This window comes from Phytoactinopolyspora halotolerans (genome assembly GCF_010550675.1).
In the GTDB taxonomy this organism is placed as follows: domain Bacteria; phylum Actinomycetota; class Actinomycetes; order Jiangellales; family Jiangellaceae; genus Phytoactinopolyspora; species Phytoactinopolyspora halotolerans.
Genome location: NZ_JAAGOA010000026.1, coordinates 80,851 through 100,724, shown reverse-complemented (window position 1 = coordinate 100,724; position 19,874 = coordinate 80,851). Strand labels below are relative to the sequence as shown.

General features: G+C 69.5%; 17 protein-coding genes. 7 read left to right on the top strand and 10 right to left on the bottom strand.

The window, feature by feature from the left end:
* Positions 1–47: 47 nt before the first annotated feature.
* Positions 48–1,571, bottom strand: a complete 1,524-nt coding sequence (guaB, locus tag G1H10_RS27310) for an IMP dehydrogenase (RefSeq protein WP_163743926.1) — start codon at positions 1,569–1,571, stop codon at positions 48–50.
* Positions 1,572–1,808: 237 nt separating this feature from the next.
* On the opposite strand from guaB, the gene G1H10_RS27305 reads away from it, so the two are divergent.
* Positions 1,809–2,768, top strand: coding sequence for a hypothetical protein (locus G1H10_RS27305; RefSeq protein ID WP_163743925.1), 960 nt, complete (start codon positions 1,809–1,811; stop codon positions 2,766–2,768).
* Between the two features lie 29 nt (positions 2,769–2,797).
* Here G1H10_RS27305 and G1H10_RS27300 read toward each other — a convergent pair whose 3' ends face one another.
* On the bottom strand, positions 2,798–4,021 hold the full coding sequence (locus G1H10_RS27300; RefSeq protein ID WP_163743923.1) for a pyridoxal phosphate-dependent aminotransferase: 1,224 nt from the start codon (positions 4,019–4,021) through the stop codon (positions 2,798–2,800).
* Positions 4,022–4,404: 383 nt separating this feature from the next.
* Here G1H10_RS27300 and G1H10_RS27295 point away from each other — a divergent pair, with 383 nt between their 5' ends.
* From G1H10_RS27295 to G1H10_RS27285, 3 genes are read left to right on the top strand one after another with little or no spacing between them, the layout of a single operon-like run.
* On the top strand, positions 4,405–5,517 hold the full coding sequence (locus G1H10_RS27295; protein ID WP_163743922.1) for a putative F420-0 ABC transporter substrate-binding protein: 1,113 nt from the start codon (positions 4,405–4,407) through the stop codon (positions 5,515–5,517).
* Between the two features lie 11 nt (positions 5,518–5,528).
* On the top strand, positions 5,529–6,665 hold the full coding sequence (locus G1H10_RS27290; protein ID WP_174264706.1) for a putative F420-0 ABC transporter permease subunit: 1,137 nt from the start codon (positions 5,529–5,531) through the stop codon (positions 6,663–6,665).
* The gene (locus tag G1H10_RS27285; protein WP_163743920.1) at positions 6,662–7,537 is read left to right on the top strand and encodes an ABC transporter ATP-binding protein; all 876 of its coding nucleotides are present in this window, start codon (positions 6,662–6,664) and stop codon (positions 7,535–7,537) included. The genes G1H10_RS27290 and G1H10_RS27285 overlap by 4 nt, the downstream gene beginning before the upstream one ends.
* A 43-nt stretch (positions 7,538–7,580) precedes the next feature.
* On the opposite strand, the gene G1H10_RS27280 is transcribed toward G1H10_RS27285, so the two are convergent.
* From G1H10_RS27280 to groES, 8 genes are all read right to left on the bottom strand, one after another.
* Entirely contained in the window at positions 7,581–8,051 is a 471-nt protein-coding gene (locus tag G1H10_RS27280) for a nitroreductase/quinone reductase family protein (protein ID WP_163743918.1), read from the bottom strand.
* An 87-nt stretch (positions 8,052–8,138) separates the two neighbouring features.
* Positions 8,139–8,612, bottom strand: coding sequence for a PTS sugar transporter subunit IIA (locus G1H10_RS27275; RefSeq protein WP_163743915.1), 474 nt, complete (start codon positions 8,610–8,612; stop codon positions 8,139–8,141).
* A 1-nt stretch (position 8,613) separates the two neighbouring features.
* Positions 8,614–8,922 carry a PTS sugar transporter subunit IIB gene (locus G1H10_RS27270; protein ID WP_163743913.1) on the bottom strand — a complete coding sequence of 103 codons (309 nt, stop codon included), beginning with the start codon at positions 8,920–8,922 and terminating at the stop codon, positions 8,614–8,616.
* A gap of 80 nt (positions 8,923–9,002) precedes the next feature.
* On the bottom strand, positions 9,003–10,439 hold the full coding sequence (ulaA, locus tag G1H10_RS27265; protein WP_163743912.1) for a PTS ascorbate transporter subunit IIC: 1,437 nt from the start codon (positions 10,437–10,439) through the stop codon (positions 9,003–9,005).
* 135 nt (positions 10,440–10,574) lie between these two features.
* Positions 10,575–11,543, bottom strand: a complete 969-nt coding sequence (locus tag G1H10_RS27260) for a quinone oxidoreductase family protein (protein WP_163743910.1) — start codon at positions 11,541–11,543, stop codon at positions 10,575–10,577.
* 98 nt (positions 11,544–11,641) lie between these two features.
* Complete coding sequence (locus G1H10_RS27255) at positions 11,642–12,658, bottom strand: TIGR03557 family F420-dependent LLM class oxidoreductase (RefSeq protein ID WP_216853708.1); 1,017 nt, start codon at positions 12,656–12,658, stop codon at positions 11,642–11,644.
* A gap of 255 nt (positions 12,659–12,913) precedes the next feature.
* A complete protein-coding gene (groL, locus tag G1H10_RS27250; RefSeq protein ID WP_163743908.1) occupies positions 12,914–14,533 on the bottom strand; it encodes a chaperonin GroEL in 1,620 nt (539 codons plus the stop codon).
* Between the two features lie 127 nt (positions 14,534–14,660).
* A complete protein-coding gene (gene groES / locus G1H10_RS27245; protein ID WP_129668963.1) occupies positions 14,661–14,960 on the bottom strand; it encodes a co-chaperone GroES in 300 nt (99 codons plus the stop codon).
* Between the two features lie 415 nt (positions 14,961–15,375).
* Here groES and G1H10_RS27240 point away from each other — a divergent pair, with 415 nt between their 5' ends.
* The 3 genes from G1H10_RS27240 (at position 15,376) to G1H10_RS27230 (ending at position 19,718) form a co-directional block, all read left to right on the top strand.
* Positions 15,376–17,199 carry a serine/threonine-protein kinase gene (locus G1H10_RS27240; protein WP_163743906.1) on the top strand — a complete coding sequence of 608 codons (1,824 nt, stop codon included), beginning with the start codon at positions 15,376–15,378 and terminating at the stop codon, positions 17,197–17,199.
* 84 nt (positions 17,200–17,283) lie between these two features.
* Positions 17,284–18,486 carry a M20 metallopeptidase family protein gene (locus G1H10_RS27235; RefSeq protein WP_163743904.1) on the top strand — a complete coding sequence of 401 codons (1,203 nt, stop codon included), beginning with the start codon at positions 17,284–17,286 and terminating at the stop codon, positions 18,484–18,486.
* Positions 18,486–19,718: a class I SAM-dependent methyltransferase gene (locus G1H10_RS27230; RefSeq protein ID WP_163743902.1), complete on the top strand. Its 1,233-nt coding sequence runs from the start codon at positions 18,486–18,488 to the stop codon at positions 19,716–19,718. The genes G1H10_RS27235 and G1H10_RS27230 overlap by 1 nt, the downstream gene beginning before the upstream one ends.
* The last annotated feature ends 156 nt before the right edge of the window (positions 19,719–19,874 follow it).

Below are 19,874 nucleotides of genomic sequence, written 5' to 3'. Positions count from 1 at the left end.
TGCCGGTCAGCCCGGCGCGCGCGTTCGGCGCCGGGACGCGCCCGCGATCAGCGACGCGACGCGTAGTTCGGCGCCTCGACGGTCATCTGGATGTCGTGCGGGTGCGACTCCTTGAGCCCTGCCGGAGTGATGCGGACGAATCGGCCGCGCTCCTTCAGATCGGGGATCGTCTTGGAGCCGGTGTAGAACATCGACTGCCGCAGACCGCCGACCAGCTGGTGCGTGACGCTGGACAGCGGCCCCCGGAACGGCACCTGTCCCTCGACGCCTTCCGGGATGAGCTTGTCGTCGCTGGTGACGTCGGCCTGGAAGTAGCGGTCCCGGGTGCCCGACGTGGCCGCCCCACGCTTGGTGAACGCACCCAGCGACGCCATGCCACGGTACGACTTGTACTGCTTGCCGTTGATGAAGATCAGCTCACCCGGGCTCTCCGCGACACCCGCCAGCAGCGACCCGAGCATCACCGTGTCCGCGCCGGCCACGATGGCCTTGGCGATATCCCCGGAGTACTGCAGGCCCCCGTCGCCGATCACCGGAACGCCGGCCGGACCCGCCGCCAGCGCGGCCTCGTAGATCGCCGTGACCTGCGGTACGCCGATACCCGCGACGACCCGCGTGGTACAGATCGAGCCGGGCCCGATGCCGACCTTGATGCCGTCGGCGCCGGCGTCCACCAGCGCCTGCGCACCCTGCCGGGTGGCGACATTGCCGCCGACGATCTCCACGCCGGCCGCGGCCGGCTCCGCCTTGAGCCGGCGCACCATATCGAGCAGCGCGCTCGTGTGCCCGTGCGCGGTGTCTACGACGAGGACGTCGACGCCGGCCTCGACCAGGGCCATCGCCCGCTCCCACGCGTCGCCGAAGAAGCCGATCGCCGCGGCCGCGACGAGCCGCCCTTCGGCGTCCTTGGTCGCATGCGGGAACTGCTCGGACTTCACGAAGTCCTTCACCGTGATCAGCCCGCGGAGCCGGTCGTGGTCATCCACCAGTGGCAGCTTCTCGATCTTGTGCTTGGCCAGAAGCGCCATCGCGTCTTCCGGCTTGATCCCGACCGGTGCGGTGACCAGCGGCATCGGCGTCATGGTCTCGCGTACCAGCCGGATGTCGTGCTGGTCGGTCGGGACGAAGCGCAGATCCCGGTTGGTGACGATGCCCAGCAGCACACCGTCGTCGTCCACCACCGGAAGGCCGGAGACCCGATAATGCCCGCACAGTGCGTCAACCTCGGCGAGGGTGACGTCGGGACCGGTCGTCACCGGATCGGTGACCATCCCGGACTCCGACCTTTTCACCTGGTCGACCTGGCGGGCCTGATCGTCGATCGACATACTCCGGTGCAGCACGCCGACGCCGCCCTGCCGCGCCATGGCGATCGCCATCCGCGACTCGGTGACCGTGTCCATCGCGCTGGACAGCAACGGGATGCGAACGCTGATGTTCCTGGTCAGCCGGGACGTCGTATCGACCTCGCTGGGAATGACATCGGACTCGTTGGGCTGCAACAGGACATCATCGAACGTCAGCCCGATGGGGGCGAACTTGTCGGGCACCTCGTGCGGCCTGAACTCCATGGAAGTGTGATCCTCATACGTGAGCGCTCGGGCGGTGAGTTCCATGGTATGCCGTAACCGCCACACCCCGTATGGGCCGTCTGGACATCGGTCCGACGCGCCGCTCGAACGGGTCCGCTGAGCATACTCGCCCAAAAAACCGGCACGGATGCAACCGGAATACCGCGTCGCGGGTCCATCCTGTCGACATACACCGTCAACGGCCTGCGCGGACGTCGCAGGCAGGGGGGATCCACCATGAGAGGGTTCAGACCAGGCATGGGCGCACTCGCGGCGCTCGGCATCGCCGTGATCGGATTGGCGACCGCCGCTCCGGCCACCGCAGAGTCACCTACTCGAGTGAGCGACACCACCACCTCGGCCTTCATCGAGGCGAGCGAAGGCGACCGCAGCCTGGAGATCGGACTGTGGCGATCCGATGCAGCCGGGACCCAGGCGTACGCACGCCTGTCGGGTGGGCCCGAGGGCGAACACATCGCCGAGGGCTGGTCGACGAGCGAGTGGCAGGAGACGACGTTCCGCGCCACGATCGAGGTCTTCGACGACGACGGGCGCGCCGCCGGTACCGTGAACGTGAACGGTTCGTACGCCCCGGCCGGGGAGCCCATCCAGAACGTACAGAAGTTCAACGACGGCAACGTCCGCGTGCACATGGACCACACCTTCACCGAGCTGGCGATCGACGACGTCGCGGTCACGCTCGACGGCGCGGAATGGGAGATCGGATTCACCGGCGGAGAGCACGAGGTGGGCACACTCTTCTACACGAACCCGGCGACCTATGTGACGCGCGGACAATATCTGGCCTTCGGCGACGCCAGCACGGAGAACATCGCCGACTACTCTCTCGAGGGGACGCTTGACGACCTCGGACTCAATGTCGAGTTCGCCGACGCCGAAGCCAGCACGGCTGGGGCCCTCGACCTGAGCTCGGGAGCATGGACCGGCACGCATCGCCTACTCGCCGAAGGCGGCGAGGAACTCGGCGACGTTCAGGTGACCGCCACGCTGACGCCGTCGGGCAAGCCGATCCGTCTCTTCGATCATCTGCGTGGCGGCTACGAGCGGTGGACCGTCACCCTCTACGAACTGGTCATCACCGTCGAGGGCCCCCAGGCGCCGGCCCGCCTGGTGGTCGAGGTCGCCGACGTCTCATACGCGATTCACACGCCCCCGGAGGGCGGCTTCCACGGCTGACCTCGCGCGCCCCGCGGCACGGTCCGGGTTCAGCGCACGCTGAGCCCGGACAGCCGGTCGACTGCCTCGCGCAGCACCTCGTCGCGCTTGCAGTACGCGAACCGCACCAGCGACCGCGTCGAGTCCTTGTCGTCGCAGAAGACCGAGACCGGCACGGCGGCCACACCGATCAGCTCCGGCAGCCGCTGGCACAGCTCGATGCCGTCGTCGAATCCCAACGGGGCAGCGTCGGTGATGACGAAATACGTACCGGAGGTGGCGAAGACATCGAAGCCTGCGGCTCGCAACCCTGCGCTCAACAGGTCGCGTTTGCGCTGCAGATCGGCCGCGAGCGTCGTGTAGAAGGCGTCGTCCAGGCCGAGCGCCGCCGCCACCGCCGGCTGAAGCGGACCTCCGCTGACATAGGTGAGGAACTGCTTGACCGCGCGAGCGGCGGCCACGAGCTCGGCGGGTCCGTGCAGCCAGCCGATCTTCCAGCCCGTTACCGAGAACGTCTTCCCGGCGGACGAGATCGTCACCGTGCGGTCGGCCATCCCCGGCAACGTCGCCATCGGAATGTGCGGCCGCCCGTCGAACGTCAGGTGTTCGTAGACCTCGTCGGTGACCACAACGGCGTCGTGTTCGGTCGCCAGCCTCGCGATCAGCTCCAGCTCATCCCGGCTGAAGACCTTGCCGGTCGGGTTGTGCGGCGTGTTCAGCAGGACGAGCCGGGTGCGGTCGGAGAACGCCGCCGCCAGCTCATCCGGATCGAACTGGAAGCCGACGGCCCGCCCGTCGGCTGCGTCGTCGCGTTCCCACGTTGCGCCGGCCGGCCGGGGCCGGAGCCGGACCGTGCGTCGCTCGGCGCCGGCCAAGGCGATCGAGGCCGCGTACGAGTCGTAGTACGGCTCGAAGGTCACCACCTCGTCACCCGGTTCACACAGGGCGAGGATGGTGGCGGCGATCGCCTCGGTTGCCCCGGCCGTGATGAGGATCTCGGTGTCCGGGTCGAGGTCGAGCGAGTAGAACCGCTTCTGGTGCTCCGCCACGGCCACCCGCAGCGCGGGGATGCCAGGACCGGGTGGGTACTGGTTCGCGCCGCCGTGGATGGCCTCGCTCGCCGCGTCCAGGATCAACTGGGGACCGTCAGTGTCCGGGAAGCCCTGCCCGAGGTTGATCGCCCCGGTCCGCACGGCGAGCGCCGACATCTCCGCGAAGATCGTGGACGTGAAGGGGGCCATCCGCGCATTCAGGTATGGGCGACGCTCACTCATGCAGGTCACGATACGGAATCTCAGCGAGATGCCACACACGAAGGCGGCCGGGGGGTTCCTCAGGACGAGTCGACATACATTTCGGTCGCCCAAGTGCCCGAGATGTCGTTCGGTCCCGGCAGCCCCGACGACCGGACCCACCGCGCGCACCGGAGGACATGGTGGATCTTGGCGAATACGACGAGTCGACAGATATGATGAGGCGAAGACCCTGGGGCATCGCCTGTGTCCCGATGTGTCTGCCCGATGAGTGGGTAGCTGGTACGACGGCCGGCTTGGCCGTTCCACCGCTGATTGTCCTGCCATTTCGCCGTGCGTTCCGGGCCGCATGTTCCTCCTGGCTCCGGTTCCCCGGCGCTCACGTTGAGGAAAGACGCGTACCCATGCCTTCCATCGGACGCCCGGATCCCGGTTCGAGCCGCATTCTCCCGTTCCGCCGCTCGTCGGCGACGCTCGCCGTCCTCGGCGCCACCGTCGCGGTGATCCTCGCCGCGTGCGGCGACGACGGCGCAACCTCGGACGACTCGCCACAGGCGGCCGCATCCGAGAACACCGCGGCGGACACCGGCACCGACCAGCCGTCGCCCGACACAGAGTTTCCGCTGACCATCGACAACTGCGGTTTCGAGATCACCATCGACGGCCCACCGGAGCGGGTGGTCACCATCAAGTCCACGACGACCGAGATGATGCTGGCGCTGGGCCTGGCGGACCGGCTGGTCGGCACCGCGTTCGCCGACGGCCCCGTCCCCGACCAGTACGCCGATGACGTCGCCGACGTGCCGGTACTCGCCGACCAGGTACCCGGCCAGGAGGCGCTCTTCGAGGTCGAACCGGACCTCGTCTTCGGGGGCTGGGAGAGCAACTTCGCCGTCGACGCCGCGGGCGAACGGGCGGCGCTCGCCGAGTTCGGCATCGACACCTACGTCGCACCGTCGGCATGCAAGGAGCCCGCATACCAGCCGGATCCGATGACGTTCGATGCGCTGTTCGCCCACATCCACCAGCTGGCCCAGATCTTCGACGTGCCCGACCGCGCGGACGAATTCGTGGCCGAGCAGAAGGCGCTGCTCGACCAGGTCGATGCGCCCGGACAGGGCCTCACCGCGTTGTGGTACAGCTCAGGCGAGGACGCCCCGTACGTCGGCGGGGACATCGGGGCACCGGCGATGATGATGCGTCAGCTGGGCGTCGAGAACATCTTCGCCGACATCGACGACACCTGGTCCAACGTCAGCTGGGAGGAGATCGTCGATCGCAACCCCGACGTGCTCATCCTGGTCGACGCCGCCTGGAACACCGCGGAGCACAAGATCGACCTGCTGGAGTCCAACGCCGCCACCGCCGCACTGCCGGCCGTGCAGGAGCAGCGGTACCTGACGCTCCCCTTCCCGGCCGCGGAAGCCGGAGTCCGCAACGCCCAAGCCGTCGTCGACCTCGCCGGTCAGCTCGAGGAGCTCGGAATCGAGCCGACCCAGACCGGTGCGGGCTCGTAGAGGGGAGCGCGATGCCCGCCGAGAGCACGGCAGCGCCACCGCGAGGGCGCGCCCGAGCCAACGAGACCCCGCCGGCCAACGGCAGGAGCGGCTTCAGGCCGGCGGTTCGGCAGGCAGCCCGTTCGACGGCGTCGGCGGCGCTCTGGATCACCGGCATGGCGGGGCTGCTCGTCGTCTCGATCACGCTGGCCGTCACCATCGGCTCGGCGGACATCGGTGCGCTCGATGTGTGGCGCTCGATCGGGGCGCATCTCGGCCTGGACCGGCTCGGCCTGGACTCGTCGCCGCTGTCCACGCTGCGTGACGGCATCGTCTGGGAGCTTCGCCTGCCGCGGGTGCTCACCGCCGCCGGGGTCGGCGCCGCACTCGCGATCTGCGGCGCCGTCATGCAGACCCTCACCCGCAACCCGCTGGCCGAGCCGTACCTGCTCGGCCTGTCCTCCGGGGCATCCGTCGGCGCTGTCCTGGTGCTGGTGCTCGGCGTCGGCTGGTTCGGGCTGCCGGTGGCCGCGTTCGCCGGGGCGCTGCTTGCGCTCGCCGCGACCCTGGCCCTGGCGAATCGCCGCGGTGAGCTCCCGCCGACGCGGACCGTGCTGGCCGGGCTTGCGGTGTCCTACCTGTGCTCGGCCGCCACGTCGTTCATCATCTTCTGGTCCGCGACCGGTGACTCCTACCGCGGGATCCTCAGCTGGCTGCTCGGCTCGCTCGGGGGCGCCGCCTGGAACGACGTGGCCGTGGTGGTGCTGGCCGTCGCCGTCATCGGGACCGCGCTGCTGTCGCGGAGCCGCACCCTGGACGCGTTCGCGTTCGGCGACGGCACCGCGTCCACGCTCGGCATCGATGTGAACAGGACCCGGTGGACCCTGCTGATCCTGGTCGCACTGCTGACCGGGGCGGCGGTGGCGGTCAGCGGCGCGATCGGGTTCGTCGGGCTGATGGTGCCGCATGGGGTGCGCCTGGTGGTAGGTGCGGCGCACCGTCGGGTGCTGCCGCTGGCGGCGCTCACCGGGGCGTCGTTCATGATCTGGGCGGATACGATCGCGCGCACCTTGTTCGACCCGCGAGAGCTTCCGGTGGGCGTGGTGACCGCGTTCCTGGGCGCGCCCGTGTTCGCCGTTCTGCTCCGCCGACGGAGGGTAGGCCAATGACGCTGCGCAAGACGACCGTCGCAAGTACCACGGGCCCCGTCGACGGCAGCGCTGCCCCCATCGACGGTGCCCGGAGACGCGACCGGGCGAATGGAAGCGAGCCGGCGGACGGACGTCGCGACTCGCTGGACGTCTTCGACGTCTCCTGGTCCGTGGACGGCGCGCTCATCGTCGACGGCGTGAGCCTGTCGGCCAAGGCCGGGTCGCTGACCGGGCTGCTCGGCCCGAACGGGTCCGGCAAGAGCAGCCTGCTGCGCACCATCGCCGGCATGACCCGCCCGGACGGAGGCATGGTCAACCTGGGCGGGGAGGACCTGCTCGGCATGCGGCGCCGGGAGCGGGCCCGCCGGGTCGCCGTCGTCGAGCAGGAGACACACACCGACGTACCGCTGCGCGTGCTCGACGTCGTTCGGCTCGGCCGCACCCCGCACAAGGCCACCGAACACGACGACGACCTGGCCCGGAACGCCCTGAACACGGTCGGCATGCACGACCTGGCGGAGCGCGACTGGCACACACTCTCCGGCGGCGAGCGCCAGCGGGTGCATCTGGCCCGCGCTCTGGTGCAGGAGCCCGAGCTGCTCCTGCTGGACGAGCCGACCAACCACCTGGACGTCCACTTCCAACTGTCGCTGCTGGCGAAGGTGCGCGAACTGGGAGTGACGTCACTGGCGGCACTGCACGATCTCAACCTCGCAGCGTCTTACTGCGATCACGTGGTGGTCCTGGACGACGGGCGCGTCGCCGCCGCAGGCGCCCCCGAGGACGTGCTGGTGCCGGAGGTGATCCGCCGGGTGTTCAACGTCGACTGCGACGTGCACATCAACCCGCGCACCGGCCGTCCCGTCCTCATGTTCACCCCACTGCCATGATCATGAACACTAACCGTTCTCTGTGTACGGTTAGTGTTCATGATCATGGATCCGTAGGCTCGAGGATCACGACAGCGGTCTCACCGGGGCGGCGCGCCGCGTAGGCGTCGAGCTTCTTGTCCAGCTCCTGCCACCGCGCCCAGAGCCGCTCCCGCTCAGCGCCGGCGGTGGCCGCGCGTGCCCGGACACTGCGTCGGCCGTCGACAAGATCGACCTCGGCTTCGGGACTGGCCTGCAGGTTCAGCCACCATGCCGGGTCGGGTGCGGCCCAGCCGTTCATCGCGAGCGTGACCAGATTCGGACCGTCCTGGAAGTAACCGAGGATCACGCTGCGTTCCTGGCCGGTGCGACGTCCGATGGTCGTGAGCCGCAGGGTGCCCCAGCGGCCGGCCCTCGGCGCCCACAGACCGGCCCGCCCACGCGTGGCCCGGTACTGCGCGCGATGCATCCTCCAGGCCAGACGGACGAACCACCGCGGCGGAAGCCACGCCCGCTGCTTGCCTCCGTCGGACATCGCACCCCCTGCTCCGGATCGACCAACCCTAGCCCCATCTACGCACGGCAGCGCCGGTGGGACATGACCTACCTGAGAGTGCCCCGGTCACATCTGCTGCACGACGTCGGTGAGCACGATCAGCGCGCGCTCGCGATCAGGGGTCTCCCGCAGGGTCTCCGCAAGCCCGGTCAGCAGGTGCTCAGCCACGGCCTGAAGCAGGCGCAGGTGGCTGCTGTCGTCCGGCGAGCCGAACGCGAGCACCAGGTCGACCGGGTCGTTGTCCGCGTGCCCGAACGGCACCGGCTCCGCCAGGGTGGCCGAGGCCAGGCAGAGCCGGTGCACGCCGTCTTCCGGGCGGGCGTGCGCCAGCGCCAGACCCGGCGCCAGCACCATGTACGGCCCGTGTTCCTCGGCGATTTCGATGCACCGCTCCGCGTACCGGTCGTCCACCGCCCCGGCCGCGGCGAGCGGGCGGCACGCCGCGCGCACTGCCGCCCGCCAGTCCTCCACATCGACCGCCGTCGACGCCTCCACCACCGGTCGGGCCACGCCTACCGGCCGGGGTTCGTCCGCCTGCACGTCAGAGCCACTCCTGGGCGCGCAGCGCCTCGTCGAGCTGGCGACGCAGGCCGTCGACGTCCATGAAGTTGGAGATCGCGATGACGACCGGGGCCACGCCGGCCAGCTCGTCGGTATGCAAGCCCTGCGCGATCGCGACGTCGGCTTTCATTCCGCGGGCCGACGACACGTCGGTGTGCTCCACCTTGGCCGCCACGCCAAGCGAGCTCAGCGCCTTCTCCGCGTTCATCCGCAGAATCAGGCTGCTGCCCATGCCAACCCCGCAGACGGTGAGCACCCGCAGCTCACGGTCGGGTCCGGTCTGGTTCATCGGGGCCTCCCCCTACCTTCCATGACGTGTGTCCGTTCTCGGTGGCGTATCCGTGCCGGCGTCGGCACAGCCGGCGATGGTCACTCCTCGTTCGTCCCGCCGGCCAGCTCGGACTCGCTCTCCGTACCGGTCACCGGTTCGCCGGCGCGCCGGTGGATGCGCTGCACCGTCCACAGCCATACCGCGAAGACAACCGCCACGGCCAGCGCCACCAGCAACGCGGCACCACCGCCGAGCCCCGAGAATGCCTCGCCCAGCCCGAGCACCACCAGGATCATCAGGTACCAGTCCGGATCGGCGAGGGTGGCCAGCTCGGGTGCCGTGTCCGAGAGCATGTTCCACGCCGCCCACTGACCGAACGCCAGCGAGAAGCCGGTGATGACGCCGGCCACCACCGACCCGCGCCAGCCGCCGAAGGCGTTACCGTACACGGCCGCCCCGGCACCGACGAAGAACAGCATGATCATCGGCGGCACCAACACGAACCACCCGAACGCGGCGAAGACGCCCATGAGGATCAGGAACGTCGCCGTAGTGGAGATGAAGCCGACCATCACCGCGGTCGGGGCCACCGGGAAGATCGTCGGCACGTCCAGGCCCGGCCGGGACCCGGGGATCGCCTTGAGGCTGATGCCGGTGAACGCGGGCACGATCTCGGCCAGGAACATGCGCACGCCGTAGAGCAGGATGGCGATGCCGGCCGCGAACTGGAACGCGGCGATCACCGCCCACACCCAGGTGTTGATGTCGTCGCTGTAGGTGGCGGCTTGCTCCGCGGCGACGTCCTGATCGGCGAAGACGACCGCCACCAGCATGATCACACCGATGACCACGGCCGTGGAGACGGTGATGTCCTTGAAGAACGACAGCTTCCGCGGGACCTTGATCTCCTCGACGTTCTGCCGCTCCGGATCGCCCAGCAGCGGCGCCACCTTGCCGCCGAGCCACGCGACCGACGAGCTGGTGTGCGCGTACCCCCAGTCGTCGGAGTCGATCACCTTGCGCATCATCGGGGCGATGAAGACGGGCTGGATCGTCCAGTAACAGGCGACCACCACCGACCCGGCCAGCACCAGCTGCCACCGGTCGAGATCACCGAACGCCTCCACCAGACACGCCGCGACCACAAGGGCCATCCAGAACAGCAGGTGCCCGGTCAGGTAGACATAGCGGGTCTTCAGCACCCGGACCAGCGCCAGGTGCAGGATGAAACCGCAGGTGATGATCATGGCGACGTCGCTGCCATGGGTTCCGAGGAATTCGTCCAGGGTGTTGGTCGACTCCGGCGGATCGAGCCCGACGGCGCTGCTGACGATGGCCTGGAACGACGCGAGACCGCCGACGAAGACGTCCACGCCGATGAAGAGGATCAGAATGCCGATGGTCGCCCTGACCGCGCCACCGATCACGTCCTCGACCGGCTTGCGTTGCAGCACAAGCCCGATCATGGTGATCACGCCGATGAGGATCGCCACTTCGTTGAACAGGTTGTTGGCGATGAACTCGAGCACGTCCACGGCCGAATCCCTCCCAGAGGTCGCCAGATGTAGGTGCCTGTGACGAGTTACAGGCAGGACTGTACTGGCCTAGACCACCTCGGACAATGGATTCCGGGCTTCCGGTTCACCGCTACGGCGTGAGCCGCCGCGACATCACTCGCCAGGGACCAACAGGAGCTTGCCCGTGGTACGGCGCCCTTGCAGGTCCTCGTGCGCGCGCCGCGCCTCCGCCAGCGGGTACCGGCCACCGATCCGGACGTCCAGCTTGCCGTCGGCGGCCCAGCCGAAGAGGTCGGCGGCGCGGGCGTCCAGTTCTTCCCGGGTGCGGGTGTAGTGCCCGAGGGTCGGCCGGGTGAGGAACAGGCCTCCCTTGGCGTTGAGCTGCTGCGGGTCGAACGGCGGCACCGGACCGCTGGCCGCGCCGAACAGCGCCATCGTGCCACGCACTCGCAGCGCGTCCAGGCCGCGATCGAAAGTCGTCTTGCCCACGCCGTCATACACGCAGGCCACGCCGGTGCCGCCGGTCAGCTCCCGGGCGCGGTCGGCGAAATCCTCGTAGGAAGCGATCTCATCCGCCCCGGCGCCTCGCGCCAGCTCCGCCTTCTCCGGTGTGGACACGGTCGCGAGCACGTTGCCACCGCGCATCTTCACCATCTGCGTCAACAGCAGACCGACGCCGCCGGCCGCGGCGTGCACCACGACCCAGTCGCCCGGCTGCACCGGGTACAGCGAGGTGGCCAGATAGTGGGCGGTCATGCCCTGCAGCAGCAGCGCCGCGGCGTCCTCGTCGGAGACGCCGTCCGGTACGGGTACCGCCTCGGACGCCTGGACCACAGCTTGCTCCGCGTACGAGCCCAGCGCGTCCTTCCAGGCGACCCGGTCCCCCACCGCCACACCGTCGACGCCCGCACCGACCGCCCGCACGGTGCCGGCACCTTCGATCCCGAGCACAAACGGCGTCGCCAGCGGGTAGATCCCGCCGCGCTGATACGTGTCGATGTAATTCACGCCGGCGGCGCCGACGTCCACCAGCAGCTCACCGTCGCCCGGCTGAGGTTCCCCCACCTCGACGAGTTCCAGAACCTCCGGGCCACCGACCTCGCGTACCTGTATCGCGCGCATTCAATCACCTCGTCGCACATCGTACGCATCCGTCGGCCGGCCCCGATCCGCGCCCGTGGCGTCCTGCAGTGGCGTCCTGCAGATGGATGGTGAGTACGTCAGGGGGAGAGACGCGGCAGCACCTCGCGGCCGAACACCTTGATCCAGGTGCGCTGATCCGCTCCGACGTTGTGCAGGTAGACATGGGTAGCGCCGGCGTCGAGGTAGCGCTGGATCTCGCGGCGGTGCTCGTCGAGATCGGCGGAGATCAGCAGCTGTCCGTCGAAATCCTCGACCCGTACCATCCGGGCCATCTGCTCGACGTCATGCGGGGAGCGGATGTCCGCCTTGGAGAACCGCATCGCCCCGTTCGGCCATTCGCGCAGCGCCTGCGCCGCAGCCTCGTCGGCGTCCGGGGCCCAGGACAAGTGCAGCTGGACGATCTTCGCCGACGACGACGGATCCTTGCCGGCCGAGCGGGCGCCGTCGTCGAACCTGGCGAACAGCGACGCTGCCTTCTCCGGCGTGGTGGCCAGGGTGATGATGCCGTCGCACGCGGCTCCGGCGCGCCGTGCCGTCACCGGGCCGGAGGTAGCGACATACACTGGCGGGGCGGTATCCGGCCGGGTCCAGAGCCGGGTACGTTCCAGGGTGAAGAACCGGCCGTCGTGGCGGACGTCGCGGCCGGTGAAGAGCTTCTGAATGATCTCGATGGCCTCGAACATCCGCGCGATCCGCTGCGGCGCCTCCGGCCAGTAGCCGCCGACCACGTGTTCGTTGATCGCCTCCCCGGAGCCGATCCCGAGCCAATGCCGACCCGGGTACATCGCCTCCAGGGTGGCAGCGGCCTGAGCCACCACCGCCGGATGCCACCGGAACGTGGGGCAGGTCGCACCGACCCCGACCGATCCCCGGGTCCGCTCGGCGATGGCCGTCATCACGTTCCACACGAACCCGGCCTGACCTTGGTGCGGCGTCCACGGCTGGAAGTGGTCGTCGGCCATCACCCCGTCGAACCCGGCGTCCTCCGCTTCCGCCGCGAGCCGGACCGCCTCCGACGGATGGAAACGCGCCAGCATCGCGGCGTATCCGACGCGCGCCTTCGTGTTCGCCATCGACCCGTCCGTACCTGCCATCGACCCGTCCCTCGCCCTCAATGCGCGGCTCTCGAGATCTTCCTAAGTTCAGATAACACTTGGAGCCGCCCGCTGCGTCCCCATGCGTTACCTGAACTCAGGAAGTCACAAGTCGGAGCGGCCACGGAGCCGGCCGGCCCATCAGACAAGGGCCCGTCCCACCGCGCACGGCAGTGGGACGGGCCCTGTCACCCTCGACGCGAGGACCGGCTCTGTCGACCGGATCCCTTCGACGCCGACGGTCGACGCCGAATCTCAGTGGCCGTGGCCGTGACCGTGACCGGTCCCGGCGTCCTCGTCCTCTTCCGGCTTGTCCACGACGAGCGCCTCAGTGGTCAGCAGCATCGCCGCGATCGACGCGGCGTTGGCGACCGCAGAGCGAGTCACCTTCACCGGGTCGAGCACGCCGTCGGCGAGCAGGTCCCCGTAGGTCGCGGTGGCGGCGTTGAAGCCGTGTCCCGGGGTGCCCTCGGACACCTTGGAGACCACGACGTAGCCGTTCTCGCCGGCGTTCTCGGCGATCCACCGCAGCGGCTCGCTCAGCGCGTCCCGCACGATGCTGACTCCGACCGCCTCGTCGCCGTCCAGGCCGAGGTCACCGTCGAGCGCCGAACGGGCGTGGACGAGCGCCGCGCCTCCACCGGAGACGATGCCCTCCTCGATCGCCGCGCGGGTAGCCGAGACGGCGTCCTCGATGCGGTGCTTGCGCTCCTTGAGCTCAACCTCAGTGGCCGCGCCGACCCGGATGACGCCGACGCCGCCGGCCAGCTTGGCCAGCCGCTCCTGCAGCTTCTCCCGGTCCCAGTCGGAGTCGGTGTTCTCGATCTCGGCACGGATCTGGTCGACCCGGCCCTGCACGTCGGCAGCCGAGCCGGCACCGTCCACGACCGTGGTGTCGTCCTTGGTGACGACGATGCGACGGGCGCTACCGAGCACCTCCAGGCCGACCTGGTCCAGCTTGAGGCCGACCTCCTCGGCGACGACCTGTCCGCCGGTGAGCACAGCCAGATCCTGCAGCATCGCCTTGCGGCGGTCGCCGAAGCCCGGAGCCTTCACGGCCACCGACGTGAACGTGCCGCGGATCTTGTTGACGACGAGGGTGGACAGCGCCTCGCCCTCGACGTCCTCGGCGACGATCAGCAGCGGCTTGCCCGCCTGGACGACCTTCTCCAGCAGCGGCAGCAGATCTGCCATGGAGGAGATCTTGCCCTGCGTGATGAGGATGTAGGCGTCCTCCAGGATGGTCTCCTGCCGCTCCGCGTCGGTGACGAAGTGCGGGCTGAGGAAGCCCTTGTCGAACTGCATTCCCTCGGTGAACTCAAGCTCGGTACCGAAGGTCTGCGATTCGTCGACGGTGATGACGCCGTCCTTGCCGACCTTGTCGAACGCCTCGGCGATGATCTCGCCGATGGTCGGGTCCTGCGCGGAGATGGCCGCGACCGAAGCGATCGAGGACTTCTCGTCCACCGGCTTGGCCGTCTCCAGCAGCCGGTTCGTGACGGCCTCGACCGCGGCGTCGATGCCGCGCTTGATGGACATCGGGCCGGCACCGGCCGCCACGGCCCGCAGGCCGCGATGCACCATGGCCTGGGCGAGGACGGTGGCGGTGGTGGTGCCGTCACCGGCGATGTCGTTGGTCTTGGTGGCGACCTCCTTGGCGAGCTGCGCGCCGAGGTCTTCGTACGGGTCGTCCAGCTCGATCTCACGGGCGATGGTGACGCCGTCGTTGGTGATGGTGGGCGAACCGAACTTCTTGTCGATGACGACGTTGCGGCCGCGCGGGCCCAACGTCACCTTCACGGTGTTCGCGAGCGCGTCGACGCCTCGCTCGAGGCTACGCCGAGCTGTCTCGTCGAACTCGAGAATCTTGGGCATGGGCAGATGATCCTTCCACGTCAATGGACGACGCCCTGGCCGGCACCAGCCCGCGAGAACGAGCCGGTGAGCCTGTCAGGCTCCGTGCCGCGCCAGGGCGTCGCACCGATACGTCAGCGTCGTGCTGTCACTTGTTGACGACGGCGAGCACGTCGCGGCTGGACAGGATCAGCAGCTCGTCGCCGCCGTACTTGACCTCGGTGCCGCCGTACTTCGAGTACAGAACGACGTCCCCGACCTTGACGTCGACAGGGATGCGCTTCTCGCCGTCTTCGTCCCAGCGGCCCTCGCCGACGGCGACGACCTCGCCCTCCTGGGGCTTCTCCTTCGCGGTGTCCGGGATGACGAGTCCGGATGCCGTGGTCTGCTCCGCCTCCAGCGGCTTGACCACGATGCGATCCTCGAGTGGCTTGATGGAGACCGACACTAGTCTGACCTCCCCTTTCGCGGGATGTCACGGATGCTTCGTATGGACTGGCCGCATGCCGCCGTCGTCGCGGGTGCCGGCGGGATCGACCGCTGGCACTCTCGGTATGAAAGTGCCAATGCTGAACTTAGCAACGCATTAGCACTCGGTCAAGGTGAGTGCTAGTCACGTTGTTCGCCGGCGGCTCGGTCGGATGCGGCGACAGGATGCGCCACGGATGGATCAGACATTTGCCATTAAACTCATCGACGCCATGGCCGTTCGTTCGACTCAGGCCCTGCGCGCTGTGACGGAACGCACGTCGTCGGGTGGGCGAAACCCGACGTGGCGTCTCACCACCACAGACGATGGACGATGACAACTGAGAACTGCCGACGAGAGTGTGACGAGGTCACCGGGACGAGAGACAGGTTCGATGGCTGTGCTGGCCGACCGCTACGAGCTCGCCGAGCATCTGGGCTCGGGAGGTATGGCGCGCGTCGTCGCGGCGTATGATCACGTGCTGCAGCGCGACGTCGCCATCAAGCTGATCCACGACGCCTACGCGGGCGATCCGGTCAGCCGCGAACGCATGCTACGCGAGGCCCGTGCCGCCGCCGGACTCCACCACCCGAACACGGTCATGGTCTTCGACGTCGGCGAAGCGGACGGCCGACCGTTCATCGTGATGGAACGTATCCGCGGCCGTAGCCTCGCCCAACTGCTCCACGACGACGGCTGGCTGCCCGTGGAGTGGGCGTCCACGATCGCAGACGCCGTGCTGACCAGTCTGCAGATGGCGCACGACCGCGGACTCGTCCACCGCGACGTCAAACCGTCCAACATCCTGTTGCCGGACGCCGGTGGGGTGAAGCTCGCCGACTTCGGGATCGTCAAGGCGCTGGCCGAGACCACCACCGGACTCACGGGCACCGATCGGGTCCTGGGGTCGCCGCGTTACCTGGCCCCGGAGCAGGCCGCGGGCGAGCCCGCGTCCCCGGCCGGCGACATCTACTCGCTGGGCGTCGTCATGTACGAGTGCCTCGCCGGTCACCCGCCATTCCGGGCCGAGTCGCCGCTGGCGCTGATGATGGCGCACCACAGCGAGCCGGTGCCGCCGCTCCTGGAGTTCGCACCGCACGTTTCCGCGGCGCTCGCCGAGGTCATCGAGCGCGCGCTGGCTAAGAATCCGGCAGATCGATACCCCGATGCGGGCGCGATGCGCGCGGCGCTGTGGGCGGCTGCCGAGGTGTCGCCCGCGCCTGGGCAGCCCGGCCCGCCACCGCCGCCACCGTCGCCGGCGCCACCGTCGGCAGCGTCGGCAGGGTCGACGCCGGGCGCCGTCTCCCCGCCGCACGGAGCCACACCGTGGCCGGCCGCAGCCACCCCGCCACTGCCCGGCCCTTCTGCACAGGGCCCGGCCCAGGCCTACCCCGCGACCGGTCACACCCGCGTGCTGACCCCGGAGAGCGGCGTGCCGGGCCTCGCGGAGACGACCCCGCATTCGGGAACGACACCCCACCCGGGAACGACACCACACCCAGGCACGACGCCTCACCCAGGCACGACGCCCCACCCCGCGTCCGCGCCGATGCCCGGCGCCGGGGGCCCGCGCGGCGCCGGACGTGTCTGGCTCGTGCTGGCCATCGTCGTGGGGCTCGCCGTCCTCGCCGCCGCTGCGCTGCTGATCATCGAGGGTGTCCGTGGCGACGCCGACGAGCAGCCGAACTCGAGCCCGAGCACCCGCGCCACCGCGTTCATGCAGCCCGAGGGGATCGATGCGCTGATCACCGCATTGGCGGTCGACTCGTCGGCAGCCGGGGAACGCGGTGAGGATCTGTTCAACCGGCTGCGCGCCATCCGGAACGAGCAGGACGACACGGTGCGGGCCGAGGACTCGCGCATGCTGATCGAGCGGGTGTCGGTGTGGCTCACCCAGTACGAGCTCGACGCCGAGTTCGGCCGCGAGACGATCGAGGTGCTCGCCGAGGAGAGCCTGCCCGACGTCCCCGGGTTGGAGCCGGTCAGCGCACTGTCTGTCGAGGTCGCCGCCGCACCGGCCGACTGGGGCGAGCGCGCGGACCGGCTGCTCTCCGCGCTGCATGACCTGCTCGGCACGGAGAGCACGTTCCAGCGGGCGGACAAGGCGCACCGGTTGGTGGACGACGTGGAGCGCTGGATCGCGGACCGGGAGATCGACGTCACACTCGGCCAGCAGGCGCTCAGCGTGCTCCGGCCGCTGCGCGACGGGAGCGGCTAGCGGCAGCGTGGCCGCCGCCCGGCGCCGGCTACCCGGACACCCCCGGAACTCGCCGATGTCCGCTCCGTTCGACATACTCCACGCATGACGCCCTCTCCGCTCGCCGCATTGAAGACCGAGGCCGACGCCGTTCAGGAGCGAACCGTCGCGTTCCGCCGGAAGCTGCACCGGACTCCGGAGATCGGCCTCGACCTGCCGGTGACGCGCCAGGCCGTGCTGGACGAGATCGCCGATCTGGGCCTGCCGACGCGGCTGTCGGAGACCACGTCGGCGGTGGTGGCCGAGCTCGACGGCGGGCAACCCGGTCCGACCGTGATCCTGCGGGGCGACATGGATGCGCTGCCGCTGCAGGAGGACACCGGGCTGCCGTTCGCGTCGGCCGTGAACGGCGCCATGCACGCGTGCGGACACGACACCCACGTGGCCATGCTGGCCGGAGCGGCACGCCTTCTGGCTGCCCGGCGCGAGCAGATCGCCGGCCGTATCCTGCTGTTCTTCCAGCCGGGCGAGGAGTCGTACCACGGCGCGCGGTATGCGCTGGAGGAGGGGCTGCTCGACGACGACGGGGACGTGGCGGGTGCGTTCGCGCTGCACATCACCAGCCAGTTCGAGACCGGCACCATCAACGTCCGCCCCGGCCCGATCCTGGCGGCCGCCGACACGTTCCGGGTCGTGCTGACCGGCCGGGGCGGCCACGCGTCGGCGCCGCACAACGCGAACGACCCGGTACCGGCGGCATGCGAGCTGGTGACCACTCTGCAGACGGTCCTGGGGCGCAGGATCAGCACGTTCGACCCGGCCGTGTTGACCGTGGCGCGGATCGCCGCCGGAACTACCTCCAACATCATCCCGGCCAGTGCGGAGCTGGAAGGGACGATCCGCACGTTCTCCGAGGAGACCCGGGACGAGGTGCACACCCGGCTGCGCACCGTCGCCGCCGGCGTCGCCGCCGCCCATGAGCTCAGCGCCGACGTCGACATCGTCCCGGGCTATCCGGTGACGGTCAACGACGCGGCGGCCACGGACCGGATGCGGGCCGCGGCGTCCGCCGTGGTCGGCGCGGAGCAGGTGATCGAGATGGCCGAGCCGTTGATGGGCGCGGAGGACTTCTCCTACGTGCTGGCGAAATACCCAGGGGCGATGGCGTTCCTCGGCGCGTGCCCGCCGGGCGTGGATCCCGACGACGCCGCGCCGAACCACTCGAATCTGGTGGTCTTCGACGAGGATGCGCTGGCCGCCGGCGTCGCCGTGTACGCCGCCGTCGCTCTCGACGCACTGCATCGGTAGTGGATCTCGCTGTTCTGCGGGTCCTGGCGTCCGCCGAGGGTGCGCCCCTGCTCGACGAGGCGACCCGCTCATACGGGGTGGAGGACGAGTTCACCCTGGGCAGCCGGTTGCGCCGGGAACACCCGTCCGAGCTGGTCGCGGCCGCGCTGACCCAGGCCCGGTTGCGGCGGCGTGCCATCGAGAAGTTCGCCCCGGCCGATGCGGCCCGCATGCTGTTCACCGTCGACGGATACGAGCAAGCGACTCGGGCGCCGGTCGCCGAGCACCGGGCGGCGCGGATCGCCGGCAGGATCAGCCGGCGCGACTCGAGCCGGGCCCGGGTGCTGGATCTGTGCACCGGGATCGGCGCCGACCTGATCGCGTTCGCCCGGGCCGGGCTCGACGTCACCGGGATCGAGATCGACGAGGTGACGGCCGAGGTGGGCCGGCACAACCTGACCGCACTCGGTCTGCAACGGGACGCCCGGGTCCATACCGCCGACGCGACGTCCGTCGAGCGCAGCGGATACGACGTGGTGTTCTGCGACCCGGCGCGCCGCACCACCCGCGGACGGGTCTTCGATCCGGACTCCTACCGGCCTGCCTGGCCGTTCATCCAGGAGTTGCTCGAGGGGACGGCCTGCGTCAAGGTGGCCCCCGGCATCCCGCATGACCGGGTCCCAACGGACGTGGAGGCCGAGTGGGTCTCCGTCGACGGCGAGGTGAAGGAGGCGGCGCTCTGGGCCGGCGCGCTCGCGGAGGCGGATCCGGACGAGGGCCCAGCGCGGCGACGTGTCCGACGGCGAGCGACGCTGTTGACCGGCGGACGTACGCACACGCTCACCGACGTGGACGATCCAGGTGAGGCGGACGTGCGCGCTCCGGGACGCTTCCTCTACGAGCCCGACGGCGCGGTGATCCGCGCCGGCCTGGTGACGGCGGTGGCCCGGTCGGTCGACGGCTGGCTCGTCGATCCGTCCATCGCGTATGTCGGCAGCGACACCCGCGCGGATCTTCCGTTCGCCCGCGGGTACGAGATCACGGACGCTCTGCCTTACGACGTCAAACGGCTGCGACGCTACGTCCGCGAGCATCAGGTCGGCATCCTCACGATCAAGAAACGCGGCGTCGACGTCACCCCGGAGTCGCTGCGCAAGACGCTGCGCCCGCGCGGCACCGCGGCGGCGACGCTGATCGTCACCCGGGTGCAGGGCAAGGCGACGGTGCTCGTCGCCCGGCCGCTGCTGGTCTGACCGCGCCTCGGTTCTGTTGAGGATCAGCGGGGTGATGATCCCGCAGATCCTCGATGATCATGGTCACTCGTGACGTGGAACCACTTGCGCCGAGCACGTAGATTAGGTAAGGCTGGGCTCATCTAGGTTAGGCATGCCTAAATTCGCCCGAAATCG

Coding starts and splice junctions, on each gene's coding strand:
- G1H10_RS27305 (WP_163743925.1), top strand. CDS start 1,809: ATGAGAGGGTTCAGACCAGGCATGGGCGCACTCGCGGCGCTCGGCATC.
- G1H10_RS27280 (WP_163743918.1), bottom strand. CDS start 8,051: ATGTCCGACGGAGGCAAGCAGCGGGCGTGGCTTCCGCCGCGGTGGTTC.
- G1H10_RS27270 (WP_163743913.1), bottom strand. CDS start 8,922: ATGAACCAGACCGGACCCGACCGTGAGCTGCGGGTGCTCACCGTCTGC.
- groL (WP_163743908.1), bottom strand. CDS start 14,533: ATGCCCAAGATTCTCGAGTTCGACGAGACAGCTCGGCGTAGCCTCGAG.
- guaB (WP_163743926.1), bottom strand. CDS start 1,571: ATGGAGTTCAGGCCGCACGAGGTGCCCGACAAGTTCGCCCCCATCGGG.
- G1H10_RS27295 (WP_163743922.1), top strand. CDS start 4,405: ATGCCTTCCATCGGACGCCCGGATCCCGGTTCGAGCCGCATTCTCCCG.
- G1H10_RS27260 (WP_163743910.1), bottom strand. CDS start 11,543: ATGCGCGCGATACAGGTACGCGAGGTCGGTGGCCCGGAGGTTCTGGAA.
- G1H10_RS27290 (WP_174264706.1), top strand. CDS start 5,529: ATGCCCGCCGAGAGCACGGCAGCGCCACCGCGAGGGCGCGCCCGAGCC.
- G1H10_RS27255 (WP_216853708.1), bottom strand. CDS start 12,658: ATGGCAGGTACGGACGGGTCGATGGCGAACACGAAGGCGCGCGTCGGA.
- G1H10_RS27300 (WP_163743923.1), bottom strand. CDS start 4,021: ATGAGTGAGCGTCGCCCATACCTGAATGCGCGGATGGCCCCCTTCACG.
- G1H10_RS27240 (WP_163743906.1), top strand. CDS start 15,376: ATGGCTGTGCTGGCCGACCGCTACGAGCTCGCCGAGCATCTGGGCTCG.
- G1H10_RS27285 (WP_163743920.1), top strand. CDS start 6,662: ATGACGCTGCGCAAGACGACCGTCGCAAGTACCACGGGCCCCGTCGAC.
- G1H10_RS27235 (WP_163743904.1), top strand. CDS start 17,284: ATGACGCCCTCTCCGCTCGCCGCATTGAAGACCGAGGCCGACGCCGTT.